This window comes from Mycobacterium sp. NPDC050853 (assembly GCF_040653875.1).
Classification (GTDB): Bacteria; Actinomycetota; Actinomycetes; order Mycobacteriales; family Mycobacteriaceae; genus Mycobacterium.
The window spans coordinates 715571-736456 of sequence record NZ_JBFAGW010000001.1 but is presented as its reverse complement, the minus strand read 5'-3'; the positions used below and the strand labels follow the sequence as shown (position 1 = coordinate 736456).

At 63.7% G+C, this 20886-nt stretch carries 28 protein-coding genes and 1 tRNA gene; 14 read left to right on the top strand and 15 right to left on the bottom strand.

Annotated features, from left to right (window positions below; genetic code table 11):
* The first annotated feature begins 10 nt into the window (after window positions 1–10).
* From AB0H22_RS03565 to AB0H22_RS03505, 13 genes are all read left to right on the top strand, one after another.
* Window positions 11–1198, top strand: coding sequence for a hypothetical protein (locus AB0H22_RS03565; RefSeq protein WP_358144795.1), 1188 nt, complete (start codon window positions 11–13; stop codon window positions 1196–1198).
* A complete protein-coding gene (locus AB0H22_RS03560; protein ID WP_358144793.1) occupies window positions 1195–3144 on the top strand; it encodes a hypothetical protein in 1950 nt (649 codons plus the stop codon). The genes AB0H22_RS03565 and AB0H22_RS03560 overlap by 4 nt, the downstream gene beginning before the upstream one ends.
* Window positions 3145–3153: 9 nt before the next feature.
* Window positions 3154–3489: a hypothetical protein gene (locus tag AB0H22_RS03555; RefSeq protein WP_358144791.1), complete on the top strand. Its 336-nt coding sequence runs from the start codon at window positions 3154–3156 to the stop codon at window positions 3487–3489.
* Window positions 3489–4631 (top strand): hypothetical protein, encoded by a 1143-nt coding sequence (locus AB0H22_RS03550; protein WP_358144789.1) that lies wholly within the window; start codon window positions 3489–3491, stop codon window positions 4629–4631. Before AB0H22_RS03555 ends, AB0H22_RS03550 begins: the two co-directional genes overlap by 1 nt.
* A 20-nt stretch (window positions 4632–4651) precedes the next feature.
* Complete coding sequence (locus AB0H22_RS03545; RefSeq protein WP_358144787.1) at window positions 4652–4996, top strand: hypothetical protein; 345 nt, start codon at window positions 4652–4654, stop codon at window positions 4994–4996.
* 18 nt (window positions 4997–5014) lie between these two features.
* Entirely contained in the window at window positions 5015–5278 is a 264-nt protein-coding gene (locus tag AB0H22_RS03540; RefSeq protein ID WP_358144785.1) for a hypothetical protein, read from the top strand.
* Window positions 5275–5412, top strand: coding sequence for a hypothetical protein (locus tag AB0H22_RS03535; protein ID WP_358144783.1), 138 nt, complete (start codon window positions 5275–5277; stop codon window positions 5410–5412). Before AB0H22_RS03540 ends, AB0H22_RS03535 begins: the two co-directional genes overlap by 4 nt.
* On the top strand, window positions 5409–5534 hold the full coding sequence (locus AB0H22_RS03530; protein ID WP_358144781.1) for a hypothetical protein: 126 nt from the start codon (window positions 5409–5411) through the stop codon (window positions 5532–5534). Before AB0H22_RS03535 ends, AB0H22_RS03530 begins: the two co-directional genes overlap by 4 nt.
* Window positions 5531–5653 carry a hypothetical protein gene (locus tag AB0H22_RS03525; RefSeq protein WP_358144779.1) on the top strand — a complete coding sequence of 41 codons (123 nt, stop codon included), beginning with the start codon at window positions 5531–5533 and terminating at the stop codon, window positions 5651–5653. Before AB0H22_RS03530 ends, AB0H22_RS03525 begins: the two co-directional genes overlap by 4 nt.
* A gap of 29 nt (window positions 5654–5682) precedes the next feature.
* Window positions 5683–6681 (top strand): GH25 family lysozyme, encoded by a 999-nt coding sequence (locus AB0H22_RS03520; RefSeq protein WP_358144777.1) that lies wholly within the window; start codon window positions 5683–5685, stop codon window positions 6679–6681.
* Window positions 6678–7562 carry a PE-PPE domain-containing protein gene (locus tag AB0H22_RS03515; RefSeq protein ID WP_358144775.1) on the top strand — a complete coding sequence of 295 codons (885 nt, stop codon included), beginning with the start codon at window positions 6678–6680 and terminating at the stop codon, window positions 7560–7562. Before AB0H22_RS03520 ends, AB0H22_RS03515 begins: the two co-directional genes overlap by 4 nt.
* Before the next feature lie 83 nt (window positions 7563–7645).
* Complete coding sequence (locus AB0H22_RS03510; protein WP_358144773.1) at window positions 7646–7969, top strand: holin; 324 nt, start codon at window positions 7646–7648, stop codon at window positions 7967–7969.
* Entirely contained in the window at window positions 7966–8313 is a 348-nt protein-coding gene (locus tag AB0H22_RS03505; protein WP_358144771.1) for a hypothetical protein, read from the top strand. Before AB0H22_RS03510 ends, AB0H22_RS03505 begins: the two co-directional genes overlap by 4 nt.
* 63 nt (window positions 8314–8376) lie before the next feature.
* Here AB0H22_RS03505 and AB0H22_RS03500 read toward each other — a convergent pair whose 3' ends face one another.
* The 6 genes from AB0H22_RS03500 to AB0H22_RS03475 all read right to left on the bottom strand — a co-directional run bounded on the left by AB0H22_RS03500 (window position 8377) and on the right by AB0H22_RS03475 (window position 12074).
* Window positions 8377–8703: a hypothetical protein gene (locus tag AB0H22_RS03500; RefSeq protein WP_358144769.1), complete on the bottom strand. Its 327-nt coding sequence runs from the start codon at window positions 8701–8703 to the stop codon at window positions 8377–8379.
* A 147-nt stretch (window positions 8704–8850) separates the two neighbouring features.
* The gene (locus tag AB0H22_RS03495; protein ID WP_358144767.1) at window positions 8851–9519 is read right to left on the bottom strand and encodes a DUF4241 domain-containing protein; all 669 of its coding nucleotides are present in this window, start codon (window positions 9517–9519) and stop codon (window positions 8851–8853) included.
* A gap of 2 nt (window positions 9520–9521) precedes the next feature.
* The gene (locus AB0H22_RS03490; RefSeq protein WP_358144765.1) at window positions 9522–10028 is read right to left on the bottom strand and encodes an ankyrin repeat domain-containing protein; all 507 of its coding nucleotides are present in this window, start codon (window positions 10026–10028) and stop codon (window positions 9522–9524) included.
* Window positions 10025–11476, bottom strand: a complete 1452-nt coding sequence (locus tag AB0H22_RS03485) for an HNH/ENDO VII family nuclease (RefSeq protein ID WP_358144763.1) — start codon at window positions 11474–11476, stop codon at window positions 10025–10027. The genes AB0H22_RS03490 and AB0H22_RS03485 overlap by 4 nt, the downstream gene beginning before the upstream one ends.
* Window positions 11473–11778 (bottom strand): type VII secretion protein EsxE, encoded by a 306-nt coding sequence (locus AB0H22_RS03480; protein WP_358144761.1) that lies wholly within the window; start codon window positions 11776–11778, stop codon window positions 11473–11475. The genes AB0H22_RS03485 and AB0H22_RS03480 overlap by 4 nt, the downstream gene beginning before the upstream one ends.
* Window positions 11778–12074, bottom strand: coding sequence for a WXG100 family type VII secretion target (locus AB0H22_RS03475; RefSeq protein ID WP_358144758.1), 297 nt, complete (start codon window positions 12072–12074; stop codon window positions 11778–11780). The genes AB0H22_RS03480 and AB0H22_RS03475 overlap by 1 nt, the downstream gene beginning before the upstream one ends.
* A 200-nt stretch (window positions 12075–12274) precedes the next feature.
* On the opposite strand from AB0H22_RS03475, the gene AB0H22_RS03470 reads away from it, so the two are divergent.
* Window positions 12275–12357, top strand: a tRNA-Tyr gene (locus tag AB0H22_RS03470).
* A gap of 202 nt (window positions 12358–12559) precedes the next feature.
* Here AB0H22_RS03470 and AB0H22_RS03465 read toward each other — a convergent pair.
* From AB0H22_RS03465 to AB0H22_RS03425, 9 genes are all read right to left on the bottom strand, one after another.
* Entirely contained in the window at window positions 12560–13417 is an 858-nt protein-coding gene (locus AB0H22_RS03465) for a metal-dependent hydrolase (RefSeq protein ID WP_180748764.1), read from the bottom strand.
* Window positions 13414–13794: a 2TM domain-containing protein gene (locus tag AB0H22_RS03460; protein ID WP_180748763.1), complete on the bottom strand. Its 381-nt coding sequence runs from the start codon at window positions 13792–13794 to the stop codon at window positions 13414–13416. The genes AB0H22_RS03465 and AB0H22_RS03460 overlap by 4 nt, the downstream gene beginning before the upstream one ends.
* Window positions 13791–14258: a helix-turn-helix transcriptional regulator gene (locus tag AB0H22_RS03455; RefSeq protein ID WP_180748762.1), complete on the bottom strand. Its 468-nt coding sequence runs from the start codon at window positions 14256–14258 to the stop codon at window positions 13791–13793. The genes AB0H22_RS03460 and AB0H22_RS03455 overlap by 4 nt, the downstream gene beginning before the upstream one ends.
* 96 nt (window positions 14259–14354) lie before the next feature.
* Window positions 14355–14636: a hypothetical protein gene (locus AB0H22_RS03450; RefSeq protein ID WP_180748761.1), complete on the bottom strand. Its 282-nt coding sequence runs from the start codon at window positions 14634–14636 to the stop codon at window positions 14355–14357.
* Between the two features lie 61 nt (window positions 14637–14697).
* Window positions 14698–14940 carry a hypothetical protein gene (locus AB0H22_RS03445; RefSeq protein WP_180748760.1) on the bottom strand — a complete coding sequence of 81 codons (243 nt, stop codon included), beginning with the start codon at window positions 14938–14940 and terminating at the stop codon, window positions 14698–14700.
* Between the two features lie 44 nt (window positions 14941–14984).
* On the bottom strand, window positions 14985–15929 hold the full coding sequence (locus tag AB0H22_RS03440) for a trypsin-like serine protease (RefSeq protein WP_180748759.1): 945 nt from the start codon (window positions 15927–15929) through the stop codon (window positions 14985–14987).
* A 219-nt stretch (window positions 15930–16148) separates the two neighbouring features.
* Entirely contained in the window at window positions 16149–17420 is a 1272-nt protein-coding gene (locus AB0H22_RS03435) for a serine/threonine protein kinase (protein WP_180748758.1), read from the bottom strand.
* 17 nt (window positions 17421–17437) lie between these two features.
* A complete protein-coding gene (locus AB0H22_RS03430; RefSeq protein ID WP_180748757.1) occupies window positions 17438–18964 on the bottom strand; it encodes a S8 family peptidase in 1527 nt (508 codons plus the stop codon).
* An 81-nt stretch (window positions 18965–19045) separates the two neighbouring features.
* Entirely contained in the window at window positions 19046–20851 is a 1806-nt protein-coding gene (locus tag AB0H22_RS03425; protein ID WP_358146037.1) for a peroxidase family protein, read from the bottom strand.
* Between the last annotated feature and the right edge of the window lie 35 nt (window positions 20852–20886).

Genomic DNA, 20886 nt, shown 5'->3' with positions numbered 1-20886 from the left:
TAGGACGCATATGACCACATCTGTCACCGTAGGCGTGGGCGCCGGTACTGGAGCCTCGGCCACGATATCCGGCAATGACTTCTCGGGAACCATCACGGTCACCGCCGGAACATCACCTGCAGCTGGTGTTTTCGCCACTGTTGCGTTCGCGAACGCGTACGGGGCCGCGCCCCAGGTGTTCATTGAAGCCATGAGCGCGGCCGGGGCCACGCTGGCGACCTACATCTCGACGGCCAGCGCAACGGGGTTCACGCTCTCGACCGGATCGGCGCCGTCCGCATCGACCGGGTACACGCTGCAGTACTACGTGATGGGCCAGTACGCGAGCTCGGGGCAGAACACCTGGACGTGGAATAGCGACGGGTCGGCATCATTCAACGGCACCACGAAGTTCGTCAACGGCACCAACCTCGCATCGGGTATGGGCGTGGTCATCATGGGTCCGACCGGCGGGCAAGCCAACTTCCCCGGGGTGCAGGAGGGGCCACCTGGGCCACCCGCGACGATCGCCATGACCGCGACGATCGTCCCGTACGGCACGACGCTGCAGTCGCCCAATCCGGCGGTCACCAACCCCGCACCCGGCGTCTACATCTACAACCTGCAAGTTCCGGCCGGCCAGCAGGGACCGGCCGGAATCATGGCAATCCTGGCGGCCTCGGACCTTGAGGGCGTCACCATGCCGGGGACACCCCCGGCCAACAAGTCGATCATCGCGTTCGATGCGCCCAACTCCAAGGTGCAGTTCGTGGACCCACGCGTCGGCGGCGTTTACGCCACCACGGTCGCTTCGACCACGGCCAGCGCGGGCCAGGGGCGCCCGCTTTCAGCGATTGCCGTCCCGGCACTCCCGTATGCCTGGTGGCCGGAGGTGTTCGCGCCGATCCCGATCACGGCGGCCGACAACACCTCCCAGGTCAACCTTGTGGCGCGCGTCGGTAACGCGACATCGGGGGATCAGTGCGGTATCAGCCTTGGCACGCTCGGGGCTTTGTCCTACACCGCGTCGGTCAAGCCAGCGTTCGGCGCGGTGTTGCCCGGGTTGTCGACCGCTGGCGCGATGGGCTCGTATTACGGCGCGGTCCCGGCTGGCACTGCGGCGAACATCTACCTGCGCGCCGAACAGCAGGCGGCCACCACAAGCGGATACGCCACGGGCGCGGGCTACTTCACGCTCAAGGTGAACCCGGTTCCGTGACCGACCCGAACCCGGCGCCGTACTGGCCGTCGTTCACCACTCCGGCCCCGGGAATCCATTCCGGTAACCCCGGCAATAGCCCATCGGGCCTTACCCCTGCCCAGATTGAAGCTCTGCGCAAAGAGCTCATCCAAATGGTGCTGCAGGTGGTGTACCAGGCTGTCGCGGGGTTCTTCCCGGCGGGCGCCAACGCGTTCGGCCTGCTCAGTTCGTGGGCCACATCCACGGGCACCAACATCAGCACCGCACTCAATCAGCTCAACTCGCTCATCACCGGTTTAGGCGGCACCGCGATAGGCGACGTGGTGAGCGCGATCGAGAACGCTGCGCAGAACGCGTTCAAGGGCATCACGTCGATATCGATGATCGGCAACGTCGCCCAAGAGCTCGTGCCCGCGGGGAACTTCCCGAACGCGGCCAGTGTCAGCGGTGGACCGTTCACGTGGGACGGCACGCAGGCGGGCGCAGTCTCGGGATTCAGCGTGAAGACGACGGCCAATGGGACGTTGCAAGTCGAGCTCTCGGACCTGTTCCAGGTGGCGCCCAATCAGGTGATCACGATGAGCATGTTCCCGGCATGGTCAGGGCTCACATTCGGCGCCGGCACCACCCCGATTCGGCTGGCCGTCACCCCGTACGCGGATAAGACGACCCCGCTGACCCGCGTCGATATCGCCTCGTTAACGCCAGCGGGCGCCAACCAGTCGCCCTGGCCCGGAACGTCACTCTCGGGCAGCTGGACGGTTCCCTCGACGGGAGTCACCTGGGCCGCGGTGACGATGGTGCTCACCCAGGATGCGACCGCGGGCATCGTGCGCTGCTCGAACGTGTCGGCGCACGCCACCAATCTGCTTCCACTGAGCTTGGCTCAAGGTTTGACCCTCGGAAACACGCTGGCGCAAGACTTTCAATCCGCCGTAGATCAGATCATCAATGGATTCACGTCGGGATCGACTTCCGGCAATCCGGTAACGGCCATCGCATCGGGGTTCGCGAACTTCTTTGGTAACGCAGGAAAATGGGGGAGTTTACTCACAAACCTGTTCGGTTCCAGCGCTATTGGGTCCAAGGTGCAGGCGGCCGCAATCCCGAATATCACAACGGGGATGTCGACTGATCTGACGGCAGCCGTGAACAACCTCACCGCGGGGTTCCAGAACATCTACAACACGTGGTTTGGCGGATCGTCGGCCGCGGGCACACCCGCCGAGGTTCAGTCGACGATCGCGGCGATCAAGACTGCCGTGCAGAACGGCTACACCGTGGACACCATCACCTCGTCTACGACGTGGACGAAACCCTCGGGCATTTCCGAGCTGGTTGTCATTTGCGTCGCGGCGGGAAAGAACGGCTCCGACGGCACGCAGGGCAATAGTGGGGCTGAACAGGCGGGCGGTGCAGCTGGCATCGGGGGCGGATACGTCGCCCAAGTGCTCGACCCTGCCTCGGTGTCGTCAACAGTCTCAGTAACGATCGGCTCGCCCTCTTCACCTACCACTTCGTTCGGGTCCTACGCCTCGGCTATCTCGGGGACGGCCGGCGGCATCGCATCACAGTTCGGATATACCGCCACCTCGTCTACGCCCGGCAACGGAGGCAATGGCGGCGCCGCGGCCAATGTGAACGCCACCAAGCATCAGGACTCGGGCACTGCGGGAACAGGTTCCGCCATCGCGGCAGGTGGTGGCGGGGGTTCTCCCGGCAACGCCGGTTCCGCGGGCGGGAGCGTGTCGGCGGGGGCACTCACCAAATGCGGTGGTGGTGGCGGTGGTGGCGGCGGTGGCAAGTACGGAGACGTGGGTGCAGTAGCCGGAAATGGCGGTGCAGGCGGATTCCCCGGATCCGGTGGCGGCGGTGGGGGTGGCGCATCAGCCGGTATCAGCGGAGCCAGCAAGGGAACCGGCGGGCCGGGCGGAGCCGGTGTCGTGTTCGCCTACTACCGATAGGGGCTTGAAATGGCTTTGACTGCAACACTTGTCGTCGAGAATCTGCGACAGTTCTGCCCAATCACCAATCACTACAAGTGCACCGATGGTGAGCGGGTCTGGTACGTGCTCGTCACCGTGCAGTCGTTGGACAGCGCGGGAACGCTAAACGAGATTTTGGGCCTCGACTTGCCAGTTGCGAAATCCCATCTGGCACAACATGCTGACGTATTCCTAGCCGACGAGAATGCCGTAGTTATTGACGCAGACGGCAATCCAGCGAACGGAATGACCGCGCTGGCGACAATACCGAGTTGCGACACCCACTCCGGGGTACTCGCAGAACTCGGATATGAGCTGACCTAGTGCCTTGGTCTGCAAGCCCGACGCCACCCGCGGCGCCGGGCGGTAAGTGGTGGGCGGCGCCACCGGCACCTGCGCCGACATCAGGGGGTGCGTGGACGGGGTATGCGCAGTGGTTCGCGCAGTTCGCAATCGCCGTCGCACCATCTCTGGGCATGGCCGGCGCATCGCGCTCGTCGAGTTCGGTGGCGCTTGCGCTCACGCCACAGATCGCCATGGTCGGCGCTGGACAGTCCACTGCCGCATTCATTCTCGGTATCGCGCCGCAGATCGGCATGGGGGCGGCAGGCCGGTCAACGGCATCGTTCGCACAAGCGATCGCACCGCAGTTCGCGTTCCTCGGTGCCGAGCAGTACGCGCGAGCGTTCGCGCTGGGCGTGACCCCGGCACTCGGATTCGCCGGGGCCGCGCAGTACGCGCGCACCATGAATCTTGCTGTAGCGCCCGGATTAGCGTTCACGGGGATCGAGAGATACGCCGCGGCCCTCAACCTCGGTCTGACCCCCGCGTTGGGATTCGCGGGCACGGGCAAGTCAACGGCAGCATTCGGTGTCGCCGTGACGCCAGCCCTCGGCATGTCGGCGGCATGGCCCTCGATGTCACCGGCAACCACCCCCTACAGCGCGGCGGGCACCTACAACTACCCGATCCCGTGGTGGTGCAACAAGCTCGACGTGGTCCTCGTCGGAGGCGGCAAGGGCGGCGGCGGTGGCTGGGCCGGCTTTGTAGCCGGTGGTGGTGGTAACGCGGGCATTTGGTCCACCATCACTATCGTCCGTGGCGTCGACATCCCTTGGACTACAACGACGCTCACCATCATCATCCCGGCAGCCGCGGCCGGTGGCACGAGCGGAAACAAAGGCGGCAACGGTGGCACCGTCACCGCGGCCGGGACGAGCTGGACCGCTGGCCTGTCCGCGGTGGGTGGTACCGCAGACCAGTTCGGAACCACCCAGACCGGCCAGTCGCCGGGTAACCAGAGCTTCAACGGTCAGCCCTATACCGGCGGCGCGACCCAACCGACCGCCAGCGGCACCGGCAACACACCGGGCGGCGGTGGCGGCGGCGGCAACGGCGGCGCCTTCTCTGGCAACACAGGCGGCACCGCCGCGCCCGGCGGCGCCTTTGTTCGCGCATACCAATAATACGAAAGGACAACGAACACATGGGAATACCGAACCCGACACATCAAGCGGCATCCAACGCCATCGCGGCGCTTGGGGCCTATATCAGCCTGCACACCAGCACCGGTGGCGGCACCACTGGTGCCAATGAGGCCAGCGGCGGCGGCTACGGGCGCCAGCTGACCACCTGGACAGCTGGCAGCACCGGGGTCAACAACGGCTCGGGGGTCACCGTCCCGTGTGCCGCGGCCACCTACACCGAGGGCGGTATCTGGTCGGCGTCCACCTCGGGCACGTTCGTCGGGTCAAACCCATTCACCGGCGGCAACGTCATCGTCTCGGGCGCAGGCGCCTCCATAGTCGTCACCCCATCCAACACCGCATAGCGAAAGGTAAAGCCACACATGGATGTTCAGACAGATCACCAAATCGTCGGGTTCGGCACCAACCGTATGCAGCTCTTCAACTCCCCAGATGGCGCAGTGCTGGTCACTGCCGAACGGCCCGACGAAACCAGCCCATGGACCGTGCACGCCGACGGAGTGCCCGACGTGAGCGCCACCGACCGGCCCACGGCGATCACCGCCCTGTGTGATCAGGCGTTGGCGGCACTGCCCGGAACCGGGTATTCGACGCTGTGCCCGCACGGGCTGGCCGAACTCCCGTGATCGCCCAACTCGCTCGGTACGGGCTGTTCTATCTCGCCGTCGCGTTGGTCGCCTTCCGCCTCGGATGGGAGCTGTCCGACCGGATCTCGTCCTACGCCGAAGAGTTCGACTCCAAGAGTGAGGGGCGCTGGTGAATCATCTACGCGCCTTTGCTGAGTCGGCCATCATCTACGTGGCCGACCTGCTCTATGAGCACGTCAAGAAACGCGCACTAGATGACCTGCGCAAGCATCTGCCGAACTGGCCGCACCTATGACATTCATGCTCGGCGTCGCAGTAGGGCTGGCCATGGTCGGTGTCATCTGGACTGTCGAGTACGCGGTAATCCTCTGGGAGGAACCGAGATTCAACGAACGTCACAAGAACGACGACTGACCAAGACAATCTGACGAAAGGGATGATCCATGACTTTGTACGGACCGGATATTTCTAACAACAACGGCACTGTCGATGTCGCCGAGGTGCAGCGCGAAGGGTTCGTGTTCGTGTTCGCCAAGGTGTCCGAGGGCAGCTACTTCGCCGATACCTATTGGCCCGCAACACGAGACGCCTGCAAGGCCCTCGGTCTGCCGTTCATCGGCTACCACTACGTCACCACAGACGGCCCGGCCGCGCAGGCGGCCAAGTTCGTGAACAACGGTGGCGGCACGAACGCCATGCTCGACGTTGAGGCGAACTCCGGTGACATCGCAAACTTCTGGGCAGTGGTCAACGCGTTCAACGCGGCCGGTGTCAACATCGCCCTGTCCTACATCCCGCACTGGTACTGGGAACAGATCGGCAGCCCGGACCTGTCGCAGGTGCCCGGCCTCATCGCATCCAACTATGTGAGCGGAACCGGGTACGCCTCGGCGCTGTACCCCGGCGACGACGGCGCCGGATGGCAGCCCTACGGCGGCGCGCAGCCCGTCATGTGGCAGTTCACCGACAAGGCGCAGGTGGCCGGGAAGTCGCTCGACGCCAACGCGTTCCGCGGCACACCCGAACAGCTGGCCGCCATCTTGGGCGCCTCGGCTCCCGCAACACCCCCGGCCACTTCCACTCCGGAACCGTCCAACCCCACCCCAACCACAGGAGGAACCGTGCCCAACCCCAACGCCAACGCCAGCCCCCAGTCCATCGCCGACGCCCTCGACGGCATCCAAGACGGCCAACCCGAGTCATACCGTGTGGTCGACCTGCTGCGCGTCCGCGAGCTCGGCGACGTTGCCTCGAACACAGATCCGGCCGCACCCGGTACCGCAGGCCCCGACGCCGAGGGTCCGAACCGCTCCACCTCGGTATTCGATCAGGTCAAGACGCAGGCTGACGTGCTCACCGGACGGTGGGAGCTCAACGGCAAGTACTACGACCTGGGCGAGCTGCTGTACCTGGTTGCAGTCAAGCTCGGCGTCGGCTCGTGACCACCTGGGCTGACATCGCCTGCAAGCTCGACGGCACCACCCACGTTCGGCACGCCGCGCTGACCTTCAACGGCACGTGGGGCGAGGGACTGGTCCAGTACCCCTCGATGGTGGCCGGCGCACTGCCCGACGATGTCGCCGAGGTCGTCGTCCCGTACCCGGCGAGTTTCGGGCCGATCGGGGGAGGCGCATCATCGATGTCGTACGCGCAGTCGGTGCAGTGGGCGTTCAACTGGGTGTCGCAGTGGCTCGCAGCCAACCCGCACCAGACCTTCTCACTCATCGGCTACAGCCAGGGTGCCGAGGCGGCGGCACGCGTCGCCATGGCGCTCATGGGCGGCAGCCTGTCGCACTACCTGCCGAACTTCATCGGCGGCATCACGTTCGGACCCCCATGCCGCGGTGCGGGATTCCACGCACCGTCTATCGCCAATCCTGGCAATAACCGAGGTATCGCGAACGTGAACATGTCCAGTCTGCCGACCATCGGCGGCAAGGTCGTGTGGGCCGACTATGTGCACTCCAAGGCCAACGGCGACGCCGCGGACGACATGTACGGCGTGGTTCCCTCGGGTGCCGTCGGTCAGATCATGACCGACGTATACAACATCGCAACACAGGTGCAGCTCAACAACATTGGGCTGTTGACCACGAACGTCATCGACGGCTTGGCCTATGCGGTCAAGGACGCAGTCAGCGCGCCCATTGCGGCCATCGAGGCGGCGGGGGATGGCATTGCGTTCCTGGCGGCACCCGGTGGGCCAACCGCGCCGCATATTTCCTACGCGGGCGAGATCGACGGGTACTCGAATCTGATTCCGGACGCCACGGCGTTCCTGCACGAGATCGCGGATCTAACCCCCGCTCGCATGGCCGCATAACTTGCGGAATTCATACCAGTTTCTATACCAGCAATCGGATTGACCTGCACATATTCCGGTTTTCAACACAGAAATGAGGAGCCATGACCATCACGATCACCCCGGCGATCAAGAACGCGGCGGTCGATGCCGCAGAGCGGGCGGTCAAGACATTCGCCGGCGGTTTCATCGTCGGCGCCGGGCTGCTCGGTGCGGCAGTCTATGCCGTGTCCGGTCAGGTCACCGTGGCCGCATCGCAGATCAACTGGGCGCACGGTCTCGATGTCGGGGCCGGAACAACCGTTGTCTCCCTGCTGTTCTCGCTGGCCTCGCTCAAGCTGGGCAATGAGGGGACCGCGTCGGTGACGAAGTCAGTCGTAGGCGCATTCAAGCTCAAGGGCTCCGAGCCGACTGGCATGGCGCAGTGAACTGGACGACCATCGCCGCAATCGACGCGCCGATCCTGTCCCTGATCGGCATCATCGCCGCGGCGTTGATCTCGCACCACATCAGCACGAAGCAAGCCAACACCGCCGACTGGTCGGCCTACGGAGAGCGCATCGAGAAGGAGCTGGAACGGCAAGCCGGGGAAATTGTGGATCTGACCAAGCGCGTTGCCGAATCTGAGGAACGCTCCAAGGTCAACGCCGGTCGCTACCGCGTGGCAATCGGATACATCCGGGAGATCGCCGACTGGGTGGCATCGAAGTTGCCCGGCGAGAAACTGCCGGATGCGCCAGCCGATCTCGCCGAAGATCTCGAGCACCCGTAATCCGCGCGACCGGCCAAGCGCCCCCATCCTGAACTTCCCCCAGGATGGGGGCACTTTCGGTGTTTACAGGAGCCGGTCAACCTGCTTTGCAACATCCCGCGGCTCGCGAGACCTGCTCGTGGTGTCGGATACGGACTCGCCGTGCCGCTTCCGGTAGTCCCATTCGTACGTGTCGTTGAACACTGCGAACGCCGTCGCGATCTTCGCGAGCAGACCCGTCTTTGCCTCGCTGGATTTCGCGAGATATGGCGCGAGTCCCGTTGCAACTTTGGCGATCTCGATATTGGCAACCGCGTTTGCGTACTGAATGACTTCCGCTGGGCTCAGCTCATCCGGCTTGATGCCATTGAGCGCACCGATGGCCATATCTAGCCTGTTTGGATCTGGCATGTCTCCCCCTACTGTTGTCTGACTTTGATCAGCGATTGCTCGCGATCCAGATTTTACCCGCGAATAGGGACAATCCTGGGAGCGTTGTCGGTGCTCGGGTGCATGGACTGCCGCACCAGCCGATCTTCGCTGAAGGCCTCGGTGTTTCTATCGCTGACGGAACAACCAGGGAAACGTCCGCCCAGCGACGGCGCCCCATCGCTGCACACGACTCGGCGAGGTGCGCAGCGATGCTTGAGCAGCGCCGAGCACACCGAAGTCGATATGGATCGCAACGGGTTGGTTTGAGGCGTCGTAACTCGCCACGATTGGGCAGCGAGTCCTCTCAACCACCGTCTTGCAGGTGATGACCTTGGCGCCGCCAGCGGTGTAGATCTCGGCATAATCCTCGCTGTTTTCCCATGCCTGCTCCCAGCTTTCGTCGAGGGCTTCCATGTCGCCTACCGAGACAGAGTCGGCGTCGTTCAGCAAGACCATTCCTAGATCCACGTCAACGGTCGCGCTACCTGATGGATCAGAAGCCTTGTGGCACAGGTCATCCGCAACACTGACGCGGCTAGGAGTCGCGTCCGACAACTGGACCGACAGGTATGCGGGCCGGAACAGGGAGTCACCGCCGTTGACTGCTGAGCGGATGTCGAGCTCTGTGGACCACACGCGGTGTTCGCCGGGCGGCACGGTCAGCTCTACCCATGGACCATCCAGGTAGTGGACATCCCGTACGGCCAGCCGCCCCGACGGTAGGGCGAGCCGGTCAAGCTCGACATTGCGAGACTGGCGGCTTCGTGCCCATGGTGCGAAGTGTGACGGGTCCACGATCAGAGTAGATCGGCGAAAATTGCGTCGACCTGCGGATCCTTTTCGACCATTTTCAGGTATTCAATGGCGCTGGCGCTCCCCTCGCCTTTGAGGAATGGATCGGCGCCACGTTCCCGAAGGAGTTGGAGGACACCAGTTCCCGAGGATTTCGTGTTAGCCGCTGCAATCCGAATAGGGGTTTGTCCTCGCCCGTTGATCGCGTTGATATCGGCGCCTGAATCAAGCAGAAGCTTAACCACTTCCGGGCTGTCCTCACGTGCAGCCGCATGCAGGGGAGTCCAGTCCTCATTGTCTCTGGCGTTGACGTCGGCACCGTTTGCAATGAGTTGGTAAGCGTTGTCGAAACGGTAGTCGGTGCTACGTTTTCGGGCCGCTTCCCGCTCGGCGGGGTTGGTTAGCTTCCAGTCATTAGCCGATCCGTCGGGTCCATCGATCACCGCGTAATGCAACGGTGTGCGACCGGCGCGGTCTCGATTGTGGGGGTTCTTCATGGCTGCTCCGCTCATGGTGTCGCCTCGTATCGGTGGCTGCGGTTGCCCGGAATATCCTGGATCTCATAGAGCTTTGGGTTGTTCATCTCATCGAGCCACCGTTGGCGGCTCCAATTGCCTGCCTGTGCCTCTTGCTGGAGCCGCCAGAACTCCTGGAATTTTACGTGTCCAATGTCGTACTTGGAGTCGACAGGATATTTTAGTCCGTTGCCGTCGATGAAATACTTACCATCAGCTGTCTTGGGGAGGCTGAGAATGTCTGATCCGTAGGTGCCTGTGCGATCCGCCAGGACACGCACCGAATCGTCCGACTTGACGACGAAGTACTTGCCGTCAGCGGTCTTCTGGGTGGCATTCTCGATGGCGCGTTTTGTCCCTACACGCAATTCAACTCGCGGGTAGAGCGTGTTCAGATTTCCGGCTACTTCACCGCTGAGCAGCCCCGCTTCCTCGGCTGCCAGCAGTGAAATGTTTGCGCTCGCAAGGGGTGCCACGCGGGCGGCAGCTGTGACTGCCTGTGCCGAGGCGCTTATGGCGGGCATCGTCGACATCTCGGCGGCGGCGATGAACTCGCGGATCATCAGGGCGATCTTGCGCCCGGCTTCCTCGAGCCGTGTTAGGTCGACAACCTTGGAGACCGCTTCACTGGCGCCCACGGTCAGCGGTATCAGGATCGCGGCGGTGAACTCAGTGGCCGCGACGGTGGCGGCAAGCAGGATGATCTCGTTGGAGATCCTGTTGTGCACGTCGTCGATATCGCGCGCGTAATTGACGCACGCCATTCCCGCGGCGTGGAATGCGGAGACGGTGTCGTCCAGACCGTCGCGGGCCTTGGCTAGGTTGGCCATCACGTCCGGGATCTCGGGGGAGACTTGCGAACCGACTTGGCCCATAGGTCCGTCACCGGGTGCCTGACCGTATCCGGGGGCGTCGACTTGGAATGCAAGGTCGCTGATCTCGTTGGCCAGTGTGTTCCAGGTGTTCGACGCGTTTCGCAGTTTTTCCGGATCACCGTTGGGCCACGCCGCGCCCTCGACATGGTCCTTGATGGTCTCCCACCAACTTGGGGCGGCCTTGGCGCCGAGCGAGGCCGGCGCCGTCGGCGTCTGCATAGGCGATCTGTTCTGCGGTGGCGGCGTCCAACCCGGCGGAAACAGGTGCTTGTACTTGTCGGGCACCACTGTTGGTGAATCGGCGGCGCCGTGGTTGTGCGCAGTTGCATCGAGCAGATCGGCCGCCTTCAAGATGGCGTTGACCGTGGTGGCTCCCAGCGCGAGCGCTTCCTTTGCGAGGGCGTCATACTCCTTGGCGAACTTCTGCCCGGCCGAGTCGGTTCCGGCCATGCCACCCGAGTCGGCGAGCCTTTCGCCGGCGCTGTTGACCTTCCCCTTGAACAGGCCGCCCATGTTCCCGAACTTGGAAGCGGCGTCCTTGACGACTCCGATATCGAAAATGATCGTCACGCCGGGGGCCACATCTTGCGGTTGTGCTCGATCGCCTGGTTGTACTGGAAGTGCGACTTGCGCGCGCCATCCTCGAGTTGTTCTTGGACTTTGCGCATCTGCGCGATGCCCTCCAGCCATTCCTGGTGGTATGCGGCCTGCGCGGTCGCGTCTACGCCAGTCCAGACGGTGTGCAGGTCGCGGATCCGCTTGTCTACCTCGCCAGCGCGTTTCTCAGCAGCCCGGTCGAACGCGGCGAGCTGGTCGGCGAAGTGTTCCAGCGCGTCCAGGTCCACGCGGTAGCGGTGTTCCTCGGCTTCCATCACACCCCCGATATGTTCTGGCCGCTGCCGGTGTCCACATCGGTGAACGTGTAGGCGTCCTGAGCCAGCAGCTTGGCGGCGCCGCTCAATGCCTCGATGACCTTCGTGGCACCCGCGGTCCATTCATCCCATTCAGGACGGAAGGCGCTGGCTGCGCGACCGTCCCATGTGCCCGAGAGGTCTTCCCACACCTGAGTTAGCCGCTCCAGCTCGCCCTTGAGGTCGTTCGCGGCATCGGCAGCAAGGTCCGATGCTGCGAGCATCTCGCTGGTCTGGGCGCTGAATGCCCCCGTCATGGCAACCTCCCCGAAGTGCTTTCCGGTGTGACCATAACGCACCCAGGCGGACGATGGCGGACGTGAGCGGACGCCAGCGGTGGTTAATTGGGTGTCGCGAGATCTGATACCGTCTCTCGCGCACGGTCGAAGTCGGTAGGCTACAACGTAGGCTACAGTGGGAATGCTCTGCAGAGAGAAAAACCAGCTCTGACCAGCACGGCGGGTTGCCCGAGCGGCCAATGGGAGCGGACTGTAAATCCGTCGGCTTACGCCTACACAGGTTCGAATCCTGTACCCGCCACAGCGGTCAGGCCCCCTTTCGAGGGGGCCTGACGTCGTTTTGGGGTTCGGATTGCCACCGGGAGAGGCGCTGCGGCCGAGCATGGGGCTGTGAGTGCACGTAGGTCTGCTGCGTGCATGCCGACGACCCAACCCGCCGGGTAGACCTGCAAGGCCCCACCGGCCACAGCCAGCGGCCCCGAATCTCCTATTGGGGTGGCCGCTCAGCGCAGATGGCCGGCCAGCTGGCCTTGCTCACCGAACAGTTGGGTGTTCCAGCGCTCCACCAGGTCGGTGTTATCGAATTCGTCCGGATGGAAACCGGGGCGGTTGTAGGCCCTGATGCGGTCAAGCATGGCCCGGCTCGCAAATGGTGAATGTCGTAACTCGGCAATGCTTTTGAATAACCTGACGGGGTGGTAGGCCGCCCTGTCGAGGCCCAGGGACATCATGGTGTCGAGGAACGTCCCGCAGATGAACACGGTCGTGATCAGCCGCATTGCCCACGCGCGCATACGTTCGGTGCCTCCGACCATCCGATAGACATCGAATGCGACGGCACGATGCTCGGACTCCTCCAGCGCATGCCACAGCAGCATCGACCGGACCTCGCTGTCGCCCAACAGGTCTTGGGCGCGCTGATCGGTCAGCAGCGTCTCGGCGAGCGTCGCGGTGTAGTGCTCTAGCGCTGCCGTCATCGCAAGGTTGAAGCGAGGCGACAGGTATCGGGTGTAGAGATTCATCCCTCGCCTGGTCATCCGGTCGACGAGGGCGGTCGGGTAGCCCATCTGCTGCAGGCGGTCGTTGAGTTCGCGGTGCTCACGCCCATGCGTCACCTCCTGACCGATGAACCCGGCCACCTGTTTCTTCAGTACCGGATCGGTGATCTCGCCGGAGAAGTGCTTGACGGAGCGGATGAAGTAGTCCTCACCCTCAGGAAACACCGCGGACAGCATCGCGATGAGGTGGCTCATCACAAGGTCGCCCTGCACGTAGTGGCGATTCAACGAACCAGTCGGATAGCGGAACTTGATGCGCCTCGTCGTGATGGGCCTGGTGCTATCACCAATGGCGGTGTTCATTGCGGCTCCTCGGTGGGTGTTGCGTGGGTGTCCCGGTCTGTGACCCCTGTGGGCCAGGGCTCGGCGGGGGGTTGTTCCTCGGGGCGTTGACGCCAAATAGTGCTGGCGACGATGTAGTGCGCGATGAGGCCAATTCCCCAGCCCAGTAGCGGGTAGACGAACCAGGGGTAGGCGGTGCCGTGGTCGAATCGCCAGGTGAGCGCCCAAATCGCGACCAGGAGGATCTGCACGGCGACGTAGGTGCCGGCGTGGATCTGGAACGCTGCTCGATTCACCTGCCGGATCCAGTCACGGCGTTTTCGATCGAGCCTGCGCTGCTCGTCCTCGGCTCGTCGTTCCGCGCGTTCCACCGCTCGTTCAAAGGCATCACCGCTCACTTCTTGGCTCCTCTCCTGCGGTCTTGAACTCGGGCTAGTTCTGTGATCTCGGTGGCGGCCCGATCGAGGATCGCCTCCATCGCCACGGGATCGACACGGCCCGCCGACGGCATGATCCGCGCAGTGAATCGAGCGAGGATCTTCTCGAACGAATCGCCGCGGCCGAAGCGTGCGCCGGTGCGCAGCTCCACGGCCGCCAGCACATCGGCTCGACTGGTCAGCGCTCGTTCGCCCTCTGCAGACGCGCGATAGACCGTCCGCCCCTCGCGTGTCTGGCCGGTCAAAAGGCCTTCCGCGGCCAACGCTTCGACGGCGGGATAGACAGCGCCGGGTGACGGCTGGTACCCGCCGGCCTCGAAGAGCCGCGATAGTTCGGACATCAGCTCATATCCATGCATGGGCCGCTGTGCCAGCAGTGCCAGAAGTATGAGCGGTAGCTCGCCATGACGGAAGAAGCGTGCCATTCAAAGCCCCCTCTCTTCTCCTACGAAACTATTACGAAAACTATATCGAAACTATTACGAAGTCAACGGTTGGGCAAGCGGTCTGCCAGAGAGGCACTACGGCTGTTGTGGCTCATTTCCCGATCGGCCCGGCGCCGTCGCGAACAGCGGAGAAAATGGTGCGACCATGCCCGCATGGCTGAAGACGCAGCGGTTGCGCAGGCTCGGGCCCTGTTGCTGTCCCTGCATGAGCATGTAGACCGCGTATCGGAACAGATCGCCAAGACCGAACGGCGGATCCACCGCGATGCGAATCCCGCCGCGCCCCGACATCATCGGCGCTTGCGGGCTATGCACAAGGACCTTGATGAGGCGCATCGCCTCATCAACGGTCTGCACGGTTGTTATCCGGCCACTCGCGCCACGCCGAGCAGGACATCGCGCTGATCTTCACGGGTGGCTAGTCGGCGGTCACCGTCAGCTGCTCTTGCCCCGCGGCGATGTGGGCTGTGGCATGGAAGGTCTTCCCCGTGTGCGACACAAGGAATCGATAGTCACCGGCCAGTGGCGCGGAGATCACTATCTCGCCCCAGTCATCGGCGACCATGGCAATATCGTGGACCTCGCCGGGCGCCGCGGCGATGCTGATCACAGCACCGGCCATCGGACGCCCGGCGGGGTCACGGAATGAGATACCGACCACGTATCCTCCAGTGTCCGTGTTCTCGGATTACCTGAAATGCCTTGTCACATACCGTTACTCTTCCAGGTCGACATGTTGTTGAAGACGGCACTGTTGATACGGGTGGCCGAGTTGCCCGAGTTGGCGCCATTGGTGTGAACACCGACTCCATAGCGGTTTCCGTTCTCCAGCACCCATACCGGTGAGCCGCTCTGGCCGCCCGTGGAGTCGATGTTGTAGGTGATGACACGATCGGAGACTGCCTTGGCGCGTTGCGCCATGAACCACTGCTCGCCGTTCTTCTCTCCGGGGTACCCGGACAGGTTCAGCGCTGCGGCCTTCAGGAAGTCGTCGTTGCGGGTTGCGAAACCGAAGTAGCCCGTCTGATCACCCGGACGCGACGACGACGGCAGGATGATCGCGCCGTAGTCGTTGTCGCGGTTCTGGTTCTGGGTCCAACCGGTGACGCTGCGGAATGTTGTGCCGACATGGGTACCGAACGGACGGACACCGGAATTGCGCCCGGGGATCACCTGGATCGAGCGCACCCATCCGCCATCGGCATGCATGTAGACGCAGTGTCCGGCCGTCATGACGGTGCGGGGTGCGATCAGCCAGCCCGTCCCGACATAGGTGCGGTTGTTGGCGGAGGTGATGATCAGGTGGCATATCGCGCGCCACGGAAACGTCGTGGTGTTGCCGACCCGAACGCGATCATCGGTGCCGATGATGACCTCGGCACTGTTGGCCAACTCGGGAAAACTACCGAGGATGGCGTCGAGCGGAGCGAGCTCGGACTCGTCGGTGGTCAATCCGTCGACGGATCCCAGCTCGCTGACCGTCGATTCGCCATGTGCTTGCGGGGCGGCGTTGGTGGTCTCGGTATCGGCGTTACCCGCTTGCGCCGAAGGCAATTCGTGTTCGGTGACGGCGGCCGCACCGGCGGCACCTGTCATCTCGTACTCGGTCTCGGACGGTTTGTGATTCGTTGACTTGACTGCGGTGGCCATGGTTTTCTCCCTGCGCGTTGAGTGCATGTCGAGCTATGACGTGCTCATCGTGGTCCAGATACCCAGGTTGCCTCGCGGGTAGTGCGGTACTCGATTCCACACTGGAGGAACGGTTTTCGTGACTAAATGCCCGCACGGAAGTGCTATGTCGGTCTAGCCGGGTGCTACCTGTAAGCCCGGTTGTGCTCGTGGCAGAGGGCGCGTGGGGACCGCCGTCGATCAGGTGGCGCGAGCAGCGGAGACGATCGCCCAGGCCACCTCGGGGTGCTTGATATCGCTATGTGCCCCGCTGAATTCGGATTGGCTGGCATCGTCGATGACCTTGTTGGCATCGAGCCGGTAGAAGTGCCCTCGCTGGAAATCGTAGGGTTTCCCGGCCTCCGTCAACGGAAGTGCCGCGGCGGCAGGGTTCTGCTGGTACCCGTCGTGACCCATTGCACCCCAGCGAAATCCGAGATCCTCCACGGATTGGCTGTCCTGCCGGGCAAGCATGCTGGCCGCCGGATACCACCATCCGACCGCCCGGTCGGCTGCGGTGTACGTGGCGAGCAGAGGCCCGTCCACTCGCTCCTCGAGCCCGGCGAGGCCGCCGCCGCGGCTCGCATCGAATGGCAGTGCGCGGTTGAAGGTGAAGTGCGAGAAGGCTCCCTGGATCAGGGTGAGCGACTTGACCGGGCTGGTTCCCGTCTTCGGTAGCCCCGCCAGTGCGTAGGAGACCAACCGCGCGCCAAAACTGTGGCCGATGAGGTGAATACGTGGAGCGCCGTCAGGCCCGGACAACGCGGCCAGCAGCGGACCGAGGCCGCGCTCACCGACGACACCGGCGCGGTTCTTCATTTCGTAGTAGCTCATCGTGCGCAATATCTCGCGCGCGCCGGACCACAGGGCGGCGAACGGATTACCCAGCCCCTGGGCTGCACTCGTGGATTTCGGTGCCATGGCTGCGGCATGCCCGAACACGGCGATGGCGTCGCCGTCCGCGATGGCGGACTCTCCGCTGTCCTCCTCCGACTGCGGCTTGGTGGTGACCAGACCAGAGGCCAATTTGTGGAACTCGATGAGCTTGCCCGGCTGCTGCGGTTTCTGGTCGAGCAGCTCACCCATCGTCTTGAGCTGTTCTGCCTGGCCGGGAAAGCGAGGAGCCAGTGCCGCCGCCAGCTGTGCACCCGTCGAAGGGACAGGAGGCGCGGTGTCCGGATCATCGTCGGGCAACAGCACCGATGGCCAGTTGATCCCTACCACGGCGACACCGGCCTTGTGGTCGCCAAGCTGGTCGGCGATCAGCGAGAACATCGCGGCGTACAGCTTGCGTGCCGAATCCACGCTGTTGTTCCAACCGTGCGACATCACGAACAGTTCGGTGATGCCGCCGGCCGCTACCGCAGCCGCCAGGCCGCCATCGCCGTCGCCGGTGGCGTCGTTCAGGGAACCGTCGGCGTTGAAATCCGGTTCATAGTAGGGTAATCCGCCAATTGTCACCGTTGTTGTCATGATGGCCTCACTCGTCGCTAGGTGTTGGATAGTGCGCGCATCAGGTCGACGAGCCCGGCGCCCTGGAAGAACTCGTGGCGCCCCAAGTCGACGGCCGACTTCAGGAAGATCTCCTTGACCTCGTGCGGTTTACCCACGAACTCGGTGCGGGCCGACAGGAATGCGGCGATCGCGCCCGAAACGTGCGCGGCGGCCATCGAGGTTCCGCTGTCCTCGATGTAGTTGGCTGCTCCCTCGGTTCCGTCGTCCTTCAAAAGGTCAATGCCCTCGGCTATGAGACCGGTTGCCGCAGAGGTGATTCGCTCGCCGGGGGCCACCAGATCGGGTTTGCGCCGGCCGTCGAGAGTGGGCCCCTTGGAGGAGTCGAAGGTGACACCGCTGGTGTGCGGCCGGTACCGATGGACCGAACCCACGGTGATGGCGGTGGCGGCATTGCCAGGGTCGGTGATGGTGGACAGCTGCCCGTAGACATCGGCAGTCGCCCCCATGATCGCGGCGCCTACACCGGCAGCCGCGGTACCTGCGCCCAGATTTCCCGCACTGACGACACACACCACACCCGCTCCGGTGAGCAGGTCGAGCTCGCGGCACAGCGGGCTTTGACCGGCCGCGTAATCTCTTGGCATCCAGCCGCATCCGAGAGACAGATTCACACCGTGAATCTGTAGGTCGTTGCCGTAGCTGTTCATCTCACGCACGTAGTTCAGGGCATCGATGAGCACGCTCGACAGCGTCTTGCCATCGTCGTCGAGAACCTTGAGGCTCACCAGGTTGGCATGTGGTGCTACCCCGGACAAACGTGAACCCTGTGGCAGCATCCGCGGAACCCATTCCGGTAGCCCCTCGGCAGTCGGTTGGGTGGATGCGATCCGGACGAGCTTCGGGTCTGCGGGAGATTGGCCCGCGATGATGCCGGCGACATGGGTGCCATGCCCGTAGACGTCGACGAGCGGGCCCTTCGAGGCTCCTGGGGACAGGGTGAAGTCCCGGTGCAGGGACTTCACGGAGTCCGCGGTAAGGGTGCCGTTAGCGGCGAAATGCGGGTGGTCGGCGTCGATTCCGGAATCCAGCACGGCCCAGACGACGCCGGTACCGCCGGAGCCATAGGTGCGGACGGCGGCATCGGCCTTGATCGTGGTGAGCGACCGGTCCAGGTGCGCCTCGACCACCAAGTCGGGCCACACCCGCCGGATCAGCTGCAGCGCCTGTTGTGCACTCTTAGTGCCGGAGGATTTGGAGCCGCCGCGGACCAGGCGCTGAATCTCGTCGGGGGTGAGCATGCAGCGCACGTAGTGGCGGCCGACGGGTTTGGGTGGCGGTGGCTCGTCGTGCAGCACCCGATGAAACATGTGCAGGAACTGCTCCCGCACATCGTCGGGGTCAATGCCTGCGCCAACCAAAAGCTCGACCAGCACCATCCGGCGGTCGTCATCGTCGGTGACCAGTGCGTTGGCCTCGGCCGGCGATGCCGTCTGCGGATCGGCGAGCACCATCGGGCTGATGACCGACGGGCGCTTGGGCCCGCGCGGCGTGGGGCCGGTCATCGCACATCTATGAGTGTGAATCCGCTGGTGCTCATCTGTCGATTGTGAACCCATATGCCCTTGTCGGTCATGAGTATTCGACTACTTGGTCGGCCCGCTGGCCGATGCGGGTGTCCATGGCGCAAAGGGATTGGCGACACCGGTCAGGGCGGAGTTCAAGGACGGGAAGTGCCGGAGTAGGACCGAGCGCATCGAGTTGTCCCTGACCCACGCAATGCCTTCCGGGGTGTAGATCTCGGGTCGGAAATCGGATGTGAAGAACCTGTCGCTCTCCAGTCGCCGGGACGCCATCAGCACGAAAATCCGGAAAGCTGTGTCGCTGAACCCGAATCCCCTCGGTTTGGGCTCCGCGTAGAGCCCGACCATCAGGTCTACCTGCTCCACATCGCCGTAGATCGCGGCGAGTTCCCCGGCCACCACCGGGTCATCGGTGAGTTCGGTGAAGGAAGACGCCGGCCGCAGACGCAGCATCCGTCGGAACTGGTTGTAGCGGGGGACACCCCGCTCGCGGACCCGAAGCACGTCGATGGCGGCGAGGTCCAGAATCGATCCGTCCGGTCGCTCCAGACGCTGGAGATGCCGCGGGAAATTATGCAGAGTCAGTGCGCCCGGATTGGCACGGCCGAACGAATAAATGATGTTTTCCATTGGCGTCTCACGCAGCCGGGTCCGAACATGCTGCACGGCCAGATCGGGTAATTCGTGTTCGACGATCACGGAGTCGTCGGATGCCGACCGGAGCACAAAACTGTCGGGAATTAGCGGGTGCATCCGGTACACCGCGACAAATTCCTCGGTCAGCGAATAGGGCACGTCATGCAGACTCGTTGGGGAGCCGGGGATGCCGCGCAGGAGAGCATTATGGGGCTGGCGGCGAAATAAGTTGCTTAGCCGCTCACCGAGAATGCCGAACCAGTTCGTGTGCATCGCGAATACCGTGGTGGGGTGCCCGATTATCGCGGGGGTCCAGTCGATCGTGTGGATCTTCGCCATCAGTGCGGTGTTGACCAGGCGGGCCTTGTCGTACAGCTCCTGATCGGACATTTCCGGGTGGCTGGCGGCCAGCTGTTCGCAGATCGCGTTGTGTTCCCGCATGAACAGCGAATGCAGGATGGCCAAGCCAACCCAGAAGTTGACAGTTGTCTCTGATGTGCTGGCCAGCTCTTCGATATCCGCCGGTGGCAGACCGAGCTCGTCGAGCCGCAGCTGGCCCTTGATCCCGGAGCGCAGGGCATTCGCGATGGCCCGGGTCCCACCGTAAACCTGCGATCCGTCCCACCAATGGGTGTCCTGGGTGACGAATGTCGGGGGGCCTGATGAATCGGGGCAAGGGTCGGGCGCTGTGCGGCGTATCTGCATGGGGCGCTGTGGCCACGGATCGTCCTCGTCGAGCGGCACGACCCACGGCTCGGACTCGGCGGTGTTATGGCTGAACCAGTCGTGGACCTCGAACTGGATCCAGGCCGCGGCCAGCACATTCAGCGTCGTCGCCGGAATGAACTTGTCACGGGTCAGCAGCCTGCGACTGATAAGCCGCGGATTGGGGTTGAGGAGTTGCTCGGGGGGCTCGGGGAAGGTCTGCGCAAGAGGTGCGTTACGCCCGAACCGGCTGCCCACCGATCCCATCAGCGGGTAGTCGAGGTTGTTGTAGGAGCCATCCAGCGTCCGGGCGGTGCGATAGTTGGCGTTATCCGGGCTGTTCGGAGGCGGTGCTCCGCCGGGCGCCCGCCCCGTATCGAACAGATTGTCGGCACGTAATGCGTCGCGCAGCCCGATGAGCACTGCGATACCGACTGCCGTGGGCAGCCGGGACCATCCGATCGACTGATCGATTCGTGTCGCGAGGCGCGACGCCAGCCTGGTCGCCGATTTGGCGGGTCCGCGCATTTTCGCCATAGAGGTAATGCTGACAAATTCGAGCG